The organism is Stenotrophomonas sp. YIM B13575, from assembly GCF_042787595.1.
GTDB classification, from domain to species: Bacteria; Pseudomonadota; Gammaproteobacteria; order Xanthomonadales; family Xanthomonadaceae; genus Stenotrophomonas; species Stenotrophomonas lactitubi_B.
Genome location: NZ_JBHZOP010000105.1, coordinates 1 through 12,796, shown reverse-complemented (window position 1 = coordinate 12,796; position 12,796 = coordinate 1). Strand labels below are relative to the sequence as shown.

7 protein-coding genes are annotated in these 12,796 nt (G+C 67.2%); 3 read left to right on the top strand and 4 right to left on the bottom strand.

Annotated features, from left to right (window positions below; all coding sequences use genetic code 11):
- Nucleotides 1-131: 131 nt before the first annotated feature.
- From ACFX4F_RS16170 to glyQ, 4 genes are all read right to left on the bottom strand, one after another.
- Complete coding sequence (locus ACFX4F_RS16170) at nt 132-3,998, bottom strand: translocation/assembly module TamB domain-containing protein (RefSeq protein WP_380657082.1); 3,867 nt, start codon at nt 3,996-3,998, stop codon at nt 132-134.
- Complete coding sequence (locus ACFX4F_RS16165) at nt 3,995-5,791, bottom strand: autotransporter assembly complex family protein (protein WP_099819937.1); 1,797 nt, start codon at nt 5,789-5,791, stop codon at nt 3,995-3,997. The genes ACFX4F_RS16170 and ACFX4F_RS16165 overlap by 4 nt, the downstream gene beginning before the upstream one ends.
- A 249-nt stretch (nt 5,792-6,040) precedes the next feature.
- Nucleotides 6,041-8,116, bottom strand: a complete 2,076-nt coding sequence (glyS, locus tag ACFX4F_RS16160; protein ID WP_380657078.1) for a glycine--tRNA ligase subunit beta — start codon at nt 8,114-8,116, stop codon at nt 6,041-6,043.
- An 88-nt stretch (nt 8,117-8,204) separates the two neighbouring features.
- Nucleotides 8,205-9,116: a glycine--tRNA ligase subunit alpha gene (gene glyQ / locus ACFX4F_RS16155; RefSeq protein ID WP_099819939.1), complete on the bottom strand. Its 912-nt coding sequence runs from the start codon at nt 9,114-9,116 to the stop codon at nt 8,205-8,207.
- Between the two features lie 83 nt (nt 9,117-9,199).
- Here glyQ and ACFX4F_RS16150 point away from each other — a divergent pair, with 83 nt between their 5' ends.
- The 3 genes from ACFX4F_RS16150 to ACFX4F_RS16140 are packed head-to-tail and all read left to right on the top strand — an operon-like array spanning nt 9,200 to nt 12,716.
- A complete protein-coding gene (locus ACFX4F_RS16150) occupies nt 9,200-11,035 on the top strand; it encodes a GspE/PulE family protein (RefSeq protein WP_099819940.1) in 1,836 nt (611 codons plus the stop codon).
- Nucleotides 11,007-11,753 carry a glutamine amidotransferase gene (locus ACFX4F_RS16145; RefSeq protein WP_099819941.1) on the top strand — a complete coding sequence of 249 codons (747 nt, stop codon included), beginning with the start codon at nt 11,007-11,009 and terminating at the stop codon, nt 11,751-11,753. Before ACFX4F_RS16150 ends, ACFX4F_RS16145 begins: the two co-directional genes overlap by 29 nt.
- Before the next feature lie 51 nt (nt 11,754-11,804).
- A complete protein-coding gene (locus ACFX4F_RS16140; RefSeq protein WP_089237918.1) occupies nt 11,805-12,716 on the top strand; it encodes a BPSS1780 family membrane protein in 912 nt (303 codons plus the stop codon).
- The last annotated feature ends 80 nt before the right edge of the window (nt 12,717-12,796 follow it).

The window sequence follows — 12,796 nt, the reverse complement described above, 5'->3', positions numbered from 1 at the left end:
CAAGATCGCCTGGGGCGTCTTCAAGAGCGGTCGGGACTTTGATCCAGCCATGCTGAAAGTGGGTCAAGCCTGCTTCCAGCAGGCTTGACCACAAACATAGGATCTCGGCTCTACCGGGATGTCGCGGCGGGTTATTTTTCCCGCCGCCAGTTCAGCGAACCGCGGTTTTCCACCGTGCTCGATTCCACTTCAACGTCGAAACCACGGCGCAGCAGGTACTTCAGCGTGATCACCGAACCGGCACCAACCAGCGACACGCCGTAGCCCACGTACAACTTGGGCGAAATGTACTTGCCCACACCGATCACCGAACCGCCCAGCGCGCGCGACTGGCTGACGCCGGCATCGTCCAGGCCGAGCTTGGCACCCAGCTGCGAAGCCAGCAGCCCGCTGCCCGCCGACAGCGCGGCCGATGCGGCGTTCACCTGCTGGGTCTGGTCACTGCTGGCACCGGTCAGGCTGCGCCCCAGCACCAGGTAACCCAGCGCTTCGGACTGCGACATCGCCGGATCGGACCAGACATCGGCACGTGGCTGCTGTGCGCGCCCGGTCACGTCGATGCCGGCGGTGACATCACCGATCCGGCGCTCGGCGCGGATGTTGATGCGCGGGTCGGACACCGCGTTGTAGTTCCAGTTGAGGTTGCCGCGGGTGATGGTCAGGTCCTGGCCATAGGCCTTGTAGCGGCCACTGACTTCCAGGCCGCCGTTGGCGGTCATCTCGCGACCGGGCTTGGCCCAGACCTGCATCTTGCCCGTCAGCGCGCCCTTCAGGCCGAAACCGCTCATCTTGACCTTGTCGCCCAGGCTGACGGTCAGCTCCATGTCCAGCGGCGAGGTACGCGACTCTTCCGGATCGGCCGGGTCCAGCACCACCACGTCCTCGGACACCGAGGTGCCACGGTCCAGGCGCTCCAGATCGATGTCGGCCTCGGGCACGTGCACCGTTCCGCGCAGCTCCATCGCGGCCTTGGCCAGGGTGAAGTCCAGGTTGGGGTTGGCGATGATGCGCAGCTCGCTGGTGTTGGACAGCAGCACATTCTCGCCGTGGATCTTCAACTGCAGCGGCTGTGCATCGCCGAACCAGGACAGGCCGCCGTCGACATACAGCGTGCCCTTGCCCGAATTGGCCTGCGCGGTGATCTTGGCCGAGCCATCGGGCTGGGCGACGAAGCTGCCCTTGCCCTGGTCGAAGGTCAGGCCCAGCGCCGGGAACTCGCCCTTGAAGTTGCTCAGCTGTGCATCACCGCCCAGCGACGGTTGGCCGCGCGTGCCACGCAGGCTGACGTGGCCTTCGATCAGGCCGGTCGGGCGCACCACGTCCGGCGAGAACAGTTCCAGCCAGTACAGGCGCGACATGTTGAGGTAGAGCTCGCCGTTGAGCGGCGCACTCGGTTCCCAACCGGTCTGCATCTTGGCATCAACGAAGCCGTTGCCCTGGAAGCCCATGCCCAGGTAGCCCTTGATGCTGGCCGGGGTCATGTCCAGCTTCAGCGAGAACTGGTCATAGCGCACCAGCTCGCCACGGTTGGCATCGGCCACGCTGGTGTTGCGGTTCTCGCCCAGGCGTACGCCGCCTTCGGCCGAGCGCACTTCCACGTGCCCTTCCCACGCGTTGCCGCGCGGACGGATCTGCGCGTCCAGGTTGAGTTCGCCACGCAGGTAGATGCGCCGGCCGGACTGCGGTGGCAACCACGGCTGCACCAGCGCCAACGGCAACGCATCGCCGCGCACCACCAGCCCTTCGCGCGGCCAGTTGGCGTGCGCACACAGGGCGCCCCCGGTCGCAGCGCCCAGGCAGGTTTCGCCCAGCGTGTAGGTGCTGCCGTTGATGGCGAATGCCGCAGGCGCACGCAGTGCCCACGCATCGCCCTTCACCGGTGCGATGCGCAGCGTGGCCAGTTCGCCACGCCATTGCTCGCCCTGCTGGCGCACGCTGCCCTGCAGCTCGATCGCGCCCAGTTCGTTGCGGGTCTGCGCGGCCAGGCGCAGGTTAGAGACACTGCCCTGCGCATCGATGTTCAAGCGCTCCAGCAGCATGCCTGCATTGACCTGCTGGCCCTGAATCGCCAGCGTGCCACTGTCGCCACGCCACGGCAGCCGGCCCTTGATGCTCAGGCTTTCAGCGCCGTAACCATCCCAGTTGAGATTGTTGCCGACCAGATCGGCGGTGATGTCCGGCGCATCGCGCGGGCCTTTTACCTGCACCTGGCCACGCAGGCCACCATCGGCGCCGGGCAGCAGATCGCTCAGCTGCAGCGGCTCGAAGCGCGCATCGATGTCGAGGCGATCACCGACCTTGCCCGAGGCGGTCACCCGGCTGCTGCCAACGGCCAGTTTCAGTTCACCCTGGCCCTGCTCACCCTGCAGGGCGAACTTGCCTTGTGCATCGACGTCGCGCTGGCGCAGGGTGCCCTTCAGCGAGGGCAGGTCCACCGTGGCCTCCAGCGTGCCCGCGGTGCCCGGCGGCGCATTGGCCGGCGGCGGCAACTGACGTCCCTTGGACGCGAGATTGCCGGACAGACGACCATCCCAGCCCGGCGCGAAGTAGCCCGGGTCGAAATCCTTCAGCGTGGCCTTGGCATCCCAGTCCAACTGCGGTGCCCACGCCACCTTGCCTTCCACCTGCAGCTGGCCACCCGGGGTCTGCGCCTGCAGTTCGCGGATCTCGGCGGCCTGATCGTTGCCACGCACATCGAAGCGCAGCTGCGCCTTCTGCTTTTCGCGTTCGACATCGGCACGGCCGATCGCCGCCCACGCCTTCAAGGTACCGGCCAGACCGAAGCGTGCTTCCTTCAGCGTCACCGGCACCGGCGAACTGCCTGCGGTGTTCGGGTCCGGCGCCGGCACCCAGGTCAGGTCCTGCGCGATCACCGAGAAATTCAGCTTCTGCTGCTCTTCTTCGCTGAAATCGGCAGTACCTTCCAGGCGTGCTTCGCCGCCCAGGCCCTTGACCACCAGCGGTGAGACCTTCAGCACCTGGTCCTGCAGCGACACCACCGACGGCGCCAGCTCCAGTTCCTGCTCACCCTGCTTCACCCGGCCCTGCAGGTTGGCGTTGCCACCCTTGCCGGAGGCCGTGAAATCCAATGCCAGCGGCGCGATGGCCGAGCTGGCCAGCGCCGGCGACAACAGCGCCAGGTCCAGCTCGTCGCTGCGCACGGTCGCGTTCCAGGTCGGATCGGTGCGGCCATCGAACACCAGCATCGCGTGCAGCGGCTTCGGCGCGCGGCCAGCCAGCGCCACTTCCATATGCGCCAGATCACCGCGTGCGACCAGGCCGACCGTGGCCGCGGTCCGCCCGCGCGGTGCCGGCAGCACTGCAGTGACGGTGACGTCGGTGTCGTAATCCTTGGCCGGGATGTAGCGTCCCTGGGCAGTGAAATTGCCCATGTCGCTGTCCACCACCAGCTTGCGTGCCTGGAACTCGCCATTGGCGATTTCGATGCCACCGCGCACGCGGCTGATGTCGATCACCGGCTCGTTGGCCTGGCTGATGCGGAAACTGTCGATGGCGATCACATCGGCCTGGATCGCCAGCGGCATTTCGATCTGCGGCAGTGAATCGGGCCACGATGGCAGCTTGAACGGTTCATCGCTCTTGGCCAGGTTGAGCGTGGCGTTGGTCAGTTCCAGCTTGTCCAGCAGCAGCTTGCGGCCCAGCAGCGGGCGCAGGTCCGGTTCCAGGTGCGCGCGCTCGGCGTGGAAATGGATGTCGTCGTAGCGGAAGTCGACGTTGTAGAGGGTCAGCGGCCCGGCCACCGGGCCCTCGACCTTGTCCCAGGTGAAGCTGGCGCCCACCGGCAGGCGCGCCACCACCTGCGCCAGCAGCACATCGCGGCCGGCCACGGTCTGCAGCAGCCAGTACACGGCCAGCAGGGCAACCAGCACCAGGCCGACCACGCCCGCGCCGGACCATGCCCAGAAACGGCGACGGCGGTAGAAGCGCACGCGCCGCGGCGGCGTGTTCGGCGACGGGGTCGGTGCGGGCGTGCTCACAGGTCCGCTCCGATGTTGAGGTACAGCTGGAACTGCGAATCCGGGTTGTTCAGGCCGTGCGCGATATCCACCCGCACCGGGCCCACCGGCGATTTCCAGCGCACGCCGAAGCCGACGCCGGTATGCAGGTCGATGTTGGTATCGAAGGCGCTGCCGGTATCGACGAATACCGCCGCACCCCACGGACCGCCATTGAAGTAGTGCTCGTATTCGGCCGAGCCGACCACCAGGTGCTTGGCACCAAGCGCGTACTTGTCCGGCTTCGGCGTACGCGGGCCGACCTCACGGTAGGCATAGCCGCGGATGCTGCGGTCGCCACCGGCGAAGTAACGCAGGCTGGGCGGCATCGCCACCAGGTCACTGGTCCAGGTGGTGCCGCCTTCGCCGCGCAGGATCAGGCGGTTGGTTGGTCCCACCGGGATGTACCAGCGCAGCACAGCATTGGCCTGCACGAAGCTGGTGTCCGAACCAACGCCTTCGACGCCGGCACGTACCGTCGCCGTGCCGCTGATGCCGCTGCGCGGGAACAGCTCGTCGTCCACCTTCACGTAATCGGCCACGATCTGCGGATAGACCAGCGTGGACGTGTTGTAGACCGCATCGGTGAATTCGGTGCCCGAGGCGTAGCGCCAGCGCTCGCGCAGCGCGTTGATCGAGGCGATGGCGGTCCAGTTCTCGTTGATTTCGCCGCTGCGGCTGGCGATCAGCTTGAAGTTGCGCAGATCGATGTAGTCGGTCTGCTCGTCGTAGGCACTGGCGGCGAAGGTGTACCAGCCATCCAGCCAGTTGAACGCCGGGATGCGGTAGCTGGTGATCAGGCTCTTGCGCTTCTGCGCATAGTCCAGCTGGGTGTTCATCTTGTGGCCGCGGCTGTTCAGGTAGCGCCGTTCAAGGCCACCGCGCACACCGGCGCCACTTTCGCTGCCGTAGCTCAGACCATAGGAATAGATGCTGCGCTTGGCCCGCGTCAGCTTCACATCGACCGGCACCTCGCCGTTTTCATCGGCCTGGTCCGGGCGTGGCTGGATGTCGATCACGCTGAAGTAATCCAGCTTGGTCAGCGACTCGCGCAGGCGGTCCAGCTTGCCTTCGTGGAAGTAGCTGCCCTGGTCCCAGTACACCAGCGGGTCGAACAGCTTGTCGTCGAAGTAGTTCTGCTCGAAGGTCACCGGGCCCATGTTGTAGCGGCGGCCACTGTCCCAGGTCAGGTCGATGTCGGCAGCGTTGTCCGCGCGGGTGATCTGCACCTGGCGCTGGGTGTAGTCGGCGTCGAAGTAGCCACGCTCGGCCAGGCGCCGGGTCACGGTGATCTTGCTGGCTTCGTACTGGGTATGCTCGAAGCGCTGGCCCTTGCGGGGCTTGAATGCGGTCAGGTCGTCCTGCAGGTACTGGTCGTACATCGCCGGACCGGTGATGTCGATATGCTCGCGGCGCACCAGCACCGGCGGGCCCTTGTCGACATGGATCAGCACGGTGACGTGCTCGTCCTGGCGCGGCGCCTCGACCTTGATCACCGGGTTGTAGTACCCGAACGGCTCCAGTGCCTGGCGGGTCTGCCGCTCGGCCTGCGACAGCAGGTATTCCAGGCGTGACTCGCCCTGCTCCTTGCCGATCGTGTCGAACAACGACAGCGATTCCTGGATGTTCTCGATGATCGCGGCGTCGTCGCCCTTGTCCAATCCCTTGATGTCCACCTTGTCGATGGTGCCGCGCGCATGGGCCACGGAAGTGGCGCAAAGCGACAGGACCATCAGCGGCAGGGCGTATTTCGTTGGCTGCATGCGGCACAGCATACCGACCCGAGGTGACGATGCGAAATGCGTCACGCCAATCGGGATCGGTTGTTAAGTGGCGGTCAAAATACGCGCCTTTGTGGCGATCATCGCAAGCGCATGCGGAAATGCCGGCATCGTGTGCGATGCCGGCGATGATCCCGATGGACAGCGCCGGGTAATGCCGGCCGCTGGCCGGCACTACCGGAAATCCACACCATGGGTGACGGTTGCCCAGTAGATCCACGCCATGCGTGGATGGGCTACCGATCAGCTCGACAGATGCTCGATCGCCGCGACCTTGCCCAGGCGCTCACCCAGCATCGTCAACAGCGCCAGGCGATTGCCGCGCAGAGCCGGATCCTCAGCATTGACCATCACCCCGTCGAAGAACGCATCGACCTGCGGACGCAGGCGGGCCAGGCGCGCCAGCACGGCCACGTAGTCCTTCTGGTGCAGGCTGGCGCCGGTATCGTCGATGGCGGCAGTCACAGCTTCGGCCAGCGCGCGCTCGGCATCTTCCTGCAGCAGGGCCGCATCGATCTGGCCCGGAATATCGCCTTCGGCCTTGCGCAGGATGTTGCGGATGCGCTTGTTGGCCGCGGCCAGCGCCTCGGCTTCCGGCAGCGCGGCGAAGATCCCGATCGCATCCAGGCGGCGGTCGAAGTCATACAGCGAGGCCGGCTTCAGCTCGGCCACCGCGTTGAAGTGGCTGGCCGGCACACCCTTGTCGCTGTAATAGCCCTTCAGGCGGTCGAGGATGAAGTCGTACAGCTCAGCCACGTCGGCCTGCACGCTGCGCGCGGCCAGCCCGGCATTGGCGCTGGCCAGCAGCGCGCGCAGGTCCAGCTCGAAGCCGCTTTCGATGATCGTGCGGGCCAGGCCCAGCGCGTTGCGGCGCAGGGCGAACGGGTCCTTGTTGCCGGTCGGCTTCAGGCCCGCAGCGAAACCGCCGGCCAGGGTGTCCACACGCTCGGCGATCGCCAGCACCTTGCCCAGCGGCGACAGCGCGATGTCATCGCCACCGAAGCGCGGCTGGTAGGCCTCGTCGATGGCCAGCGCTACCTCCGGCGACTCGCCAGCTGCCACCGCGTAGTGGCGGCCGGCGATGCCCTGCAGTTCCGGGAACTCGTTGACCATGCGCGACTGCAGGTCGTTCTTGGCCAGCTGCGCAGCACGCTTGGCCTGCACCGGGTCGGCCCCCACCTGCGCGGCGATCACCTCGGCCAGCGCCGCCACGCGCGCGACCTTGTCGGCCACGCTGCCCAGCTTGGCCTGGTAGGTCACCGTCTTCAGGCCCTCGCCCATCGCCTGCAGGCCCTGCTTCAGGTCTTCGTCGAAAAAGAACTTGGCATCGGCGAAGCGCGGGCGGATCACCCGCTCGTAGCCCTTGGCCACTTCGGCCACGTCCTTGGACTCGATGTTGGCGATGCCGATGAACTTCTCGGTCAGCTTGCCGCCGTCATCCAGCACCGGGAAGAACTTCTGGTTGATCTCCATCGTCTCGATCAGCGCTTCCTGCGGTACCGCCAGGAACGCGCGCTCGAAGCTGCACAGCACTGCCGACGGCCACTCGACCAGGTTCACCACCTGCTCCAGGTTGTCCTCGGTGATGCGCGCGCTGCCACCGGCGGTGGCGGCAGCGGCTTCCACCTCGGCGACGATGCGCTGGCGGCGCTCGGCCGGGTCAACCAGCACGAAGGCGGCACGCAGCGATTCCACATAGTCCTGCGGCTGGGTCAGCCACACGGTCTTGTCGTGCAGGAAGCGGTGACCGCGGCTCATGCGGTCGGCCTTCAGGCCGAACAGTTCGGCCTCGACCACGTCGCCGCCATGCAGCAGCACCAGCCAGTGCACCGGGCGGGCGAAGCCCCAGCTGTGGTCGCCCCAGCGCATCGGCTTGGGGATGGGCATGCCGGCGATGGCCTCGCGCAGGATCTCCGGCAGCAGCGCGGCGGTGCGCGCGCCCGGGGTCACCGCGCGGTGCACGAAGCGCTCACCCTTGTTGTCGGTGGTCTTTTCCAGCGCGGTCCAGTCGATCCCGGCCTTGGCCGCGAACCCCTGCAGCGCCTTGGTCGGCTGGCCTTCGGCGTCCAGCGCGATGTTCAGGTACGGGCCCAGCACTTCGCTGTGCTGTTCCGGCTGTTCCAGGCCAACGCCCGGCAGCAGCACGGCCAGGCGGCGCGGGGTCGACAGCGGGCGTGCATCGCCCAGCTCCAGTTCCACGCCGCGCTTGCGCAGGCCGTCGACGACACCGTCAAAGAAGGCCTGGGCCAGGCCCGGCAGCGCCTTGACCGGCAACTCTTCGGTGCCCAGTTCAATCAGCAGGGGAGACAAGTGGCTCATCGGTTCGATCCTGTGGTGGGGGCGCAGCGCGCGACGCGGCCGGCGCCCCTGGGGGAGTAGGTGAAACGCGTGATGGGAGAACGGGCCGTCAGGCCTTCTTCGCGCCCGGGAAGCCCAGCTTCTCGCGCTGCTCGTAGTAGGCCTTGGCCACCGCCTGCGCCAGCGCGCGCACGCGCAGGATGTAGCGCTGGCGTTCGGTCACGCTGATCGCACGGCGCGCATCCAGCAGGTTGAAGGTGTGGCTGGCCTTCATCACCTGTTCGTAGGCGGGCAGCGGCAGGTTCACGTCCACCAGCTTCTGCGCTTCACGCTCGCAGGCGTCGAAGCGGTGGAACATTTCTTCCACGTCGGCGTATTCGAAGTTGTAGGTGCTCTGCTCCACCTCGTTCTGGTGGTAGACGTCGCCGTAGGTCACCGGCTGCCCATCCGGGCCGTAGGTCCAGACCAGGTCGTAGACGTTGTCGCAGTTCTGCAGGTACATGCACAGGCGCTCGAGACCGTAGGTGATCTCGCCCAGCACCGGCCGGCATTCCAGGCCACCGGCCTGCTGGAAGTAGGTGAACTGGGTCACCTCCATGCCGTTGAGCCAGACTTCCCAGCCCAGGCCCCAAGCGCCCAGCGTCGGCGATTCCCAGTTGTCCTCGACGAAACGCAGGTCGTGCACCAGCGGATCGATGCCCACCGCCTTCAGCGAATCCAGGTACAGCTGCTGGATGTTGTCCGGCGCCGGCTTCATCGCCACCTGGTACTGGTAGTAGCGCTGCAGGCGGTTCGGGTTCTCGCCGTAACGGCCATCGGTCGGGCGCCGCGACGGCTGCACGTAGGCCGCGTTCCAGGTTTCCGGACCGATCGCACGCAGGAAGGTGGCCGGGTGGAACGTACCGGCGCCCACCTCCAGGTCGAGCGGCTGGATGAGCACGCAGCCCTGCTGGGCCCAGAACTGGTTCAGGGTCTGGATCAGGCCCTGGAAGGTGATCGGAACGGTCGGGGTCGCGGACATGCGGACGAGTCTTGGCCGGCAAAGGGGTGCGCTAGTATAACGGCCGACCTGCGGGGCATTCCGTACCCGGAAGGAGCAGGTGGATGGAACATCGGCTGCCCACGGGCACGCCCGGCGAGCCTGGTGCGGTGCCATTGCCGCCCGGTCGCCTGCAGTTCGAACAGGTTGCGGCGGCCCTGCTGGCCGATGGCGTGGTGGCCGCGCACGAGCGCGAGCGCATCCGTTTTTCCGCGCAGGGCGCTCGCAATGCCAGTGAAGTACATCCGCTGGTGCTGCTGTCCAACCTCAAGCTGGCTGCCAGCGACGGCGGCGATCTCAATCTGGAGCGCCTTACCGAGTGGCTGGCCCAGCGCACCGGCAGCCGCTACCTGCGCATCGATCCAACCCGGGTCGACGTCGCCTCGGTCACCGCCGTGGCCTCGCACGCCTATGCGCGCCGGCATCGCTTCCTGCCGCTGGCGGTGGATGGCGAACGCGTGCTGGTGGCCACCAGCGAGCCGCTGGCACAGGAATGGCTGCGCGACCTGCAGCACCTGACCCGCCTGCGCATCGAGCTGGCGGTGGTCAATCCGCTCGACCTGCACCGTTACACGATGGAGTTCTTCGGCGTCACCCGCTCGGTGCGCGGTGCCCGTGGCGACGTGCGTGGCGAGGCCAACACCACCCTGCCCAGCTTCGAGCAGCTGGTCGAACTGGGCCGCACCGGCGACGTCAATGCCGACGACCAGCACATCGTGCACATCGTCGACTGGCTGCTGCAGTACGCCTACGAGCAGCGCGCGTCGGACATCCACCTGGAGCCCCGCCGCGAAATGGGCCGCATGCGCTTCCGCATCGACGGCGTGCTGCACAAGGTGTTCGAAGTGCCACCGGCGGTGATGACCGCCGTGGTCAGCCGTATCAAGGTGCTCGGACGCATGGACCTGGCCGAGCGCCGGCGCCCGCAGGATGGTCGCATCAAGACCCGCTCGCCCGGCGGCCGTGAAGTGGAAATGCGCCTGTCGACCATGCCGACCGCCTTCGGCGAAAAGTGCGTGATGCGCATCTTCGACCCGGAAGCGGCCTTCAAGAGCATCGACCAGCTCGGCTTCAGCCCGCAGGAGGCCGCCGGCTGGACCGCCCTGGTCGAGCGCCCGCACGGCATCGTGCTGGTCACCGGCCCGACCGGTTCGGGCAAGACCACCACCCTGTATTCCACCCTGAAGCGGCTGGCCACGCCGGACGTCAACGTGTGCACGGTGGAAGACCCGATCGAGATGATCGCGCCGGAATTCAACCAGATGCAGGTGCAGACCAACATCGACCTGGACTTCGCCAGCGGTGTGCGCACCCTGCTGCGGCAGGACCCGGACATCATCATGATCGGCGAGATCCGCGACCTGGAAACCGCGCAGATGGCGGTGCAGGCCTCGCTGACCGGCCACCTGGTGCTGTCCACCCTGCACACCAACGATGCGCCCTCGGCCATCACCCGCCTGCTCGACCTGGGCGTGCCGCATTACCTGCTGTCATCCACCGTCAACGGCATCCTCGCCCAGCGCCTGGTGCGCACCCTGTGCCCGCACTGCAAGCAGCCGCACACCCTCGGCAGGGCCGATTGGGCGGTGCTGGCTGATAGCGAAGCTGCATATCCAGATGCCGCCACGCCCTGTCGGCCGGTCGGTTGCCTGGAGTGCCGGCGCACCGGATTCCTCGGCCGCATCGGCCTGTATGAGTTGCTGCCATTGGGCTCGCGCCTGCGCGGGCTGATCCGTGCGGACATGGATCTGGCCGGTTTCAACCGTGCCGCGCGTGCTGAAGGCGTGCGAACCCTGCGCCAGGCCGGGCTTGAAAAGGTGGCACAGGGGCTGACTACAATCGAGGAAGTCCTGTCCGTACTGCCTCCCCCGGATGAATCCAGCGCCCTTCCTGATCCTTGAAACCGGCCGCCCCGTGCCGTCGCTGCGCCGTTACGGGCGCTTTCCGCACTGGATCCGGGTGGCCGCCGGCCTGGAAGAACACCAGACCGTGGTGGTCGACGTCGAGCATGGCGCCGACCTGCCCGATCCGCGCGACTTCGCCGGCGTGCTGGTAACCGGCTCGGCCGCCTTCGTCACCGACCACGCCGAATGGAGCGAGCGCAGTGCCGCCTGGCTGCGGCAGACCGCGCACGACGACGTGCCGGTGTTCGGCATCTGCTACGGCCACCAGCTGCTGGCCCACGCGCTTGGCGGCGAGGTGGCCTACAACCCCGCCGGGCGCGAATCGGGAACGATTGAACTGGCACTGGACCCGCAGGCCGCGCAGGACCCCTTGTTCCAGGGCCTGCCGAGCCACTTCGCGGCCCACGCCACCCATCTGCAGACCGTGCTGCGCGTGCCTGAAGGTGCCGCCGTGCTGGCACGCTCGCCGCTGGATGGCTGCCACGCCTTCCGCTGGGGCCGCCAGGCCTGGGGCGTGCAGTTCCATCCGGAATTCGCCACCCACCACATGCGTGGCTACGTGCGCGCGCGCGCCGACTGCATCGGCCGACATGGTGGTTGTGCGCGCAGCATCGAGCGCGCGGTCAGCGCCGCCCCGCTGGCCCGCCAGCTGTTGCGGCGCTTTGTCCGCCAGGCCCGGCTGTCTTCAGCCCAGCCGGTGGCAAAACAGGGATAATCGGCGGCACGGGCACACCGCCCGGCCCCTCCTGTCCCTCCCCGGATGTCCATGAAAGAGATTCGCAAGCTGCCAGCCTCGGCGGGCGCCCAGTGGTTGCTGGATACGTTCTCGCTGTATCGGCGTGCGCCGCTGCAGCTGGCCCGGATCGGCCTGACCTGGCTGCTGGTGAACTGGGTGGTCACCCTTCTGGGGACGATGCTGCCCGGCACCGCCGGCCTGGCCCTGCAGATGATGACGCTGGTGATTTCACCGGTGATGTTCGGCGGCATGCTGTACGCCATGGGTGAGATCGACCAGGGCCGTCCCGGCCTGGCCACCCATCTGCTGCAGCCGATCCGCGATCGTCGTGTCAGCCACCTGCTGGTGCCGCTGGCGATCCAGGTGCTGGCCGTGCTGCTGCTGGGCGCGCTGCTGTACCTGATGATCGGCCGCGAGGGCTTCACCGCCTTCAGCGACACCATGACCAAGATGCAGGAACTCGGCCGCAGCGGGCAGCAGATCAGCCCGGAAACCGCCGCCGAACTGGTCGCCAACCTGCCGGCGCAGCGCATCGCGCTGTGGATGCTGCTGGTGTTCTGCACCGCCGTGGCGCTGACCCTGGCGATGTTCACCCAGCCGGCACTGGTGGTGTTCGACCGCCAGAGCGGCATGCACGCGCTGCGCCTGAGCCTGCAGGGCTGCATCGAGAACATCGGCGCCACTGCCGTGTTCACCGTGCTCGGCCTGATCGCCGCGTTCTGCGTCTACGTGCTGTTCGTGATCGTGGTCCAGCTCGGCATGCTGATCGGCGGCCCATTGGCGGCGGCATTCATTGCGCAGCTGGTGTTCACCACGGTGCTGATGCCGCTGTATGTCGGCGCGGTCTATGCGGCCTGGAAGCAGATGTTCGTGCATCGCGGCAGCCGCGGCGCACCGCCGGTTCCGCAGTCGCCGCCTGCCAACGACGTCTTCCACGCCTGAGCGGGGCTCAACGGTAGCGCCGGGCCATGCCCGGCGGATGGATATCACCTCGCCCCTCGAACGCCGGGCATGGCCCGGCG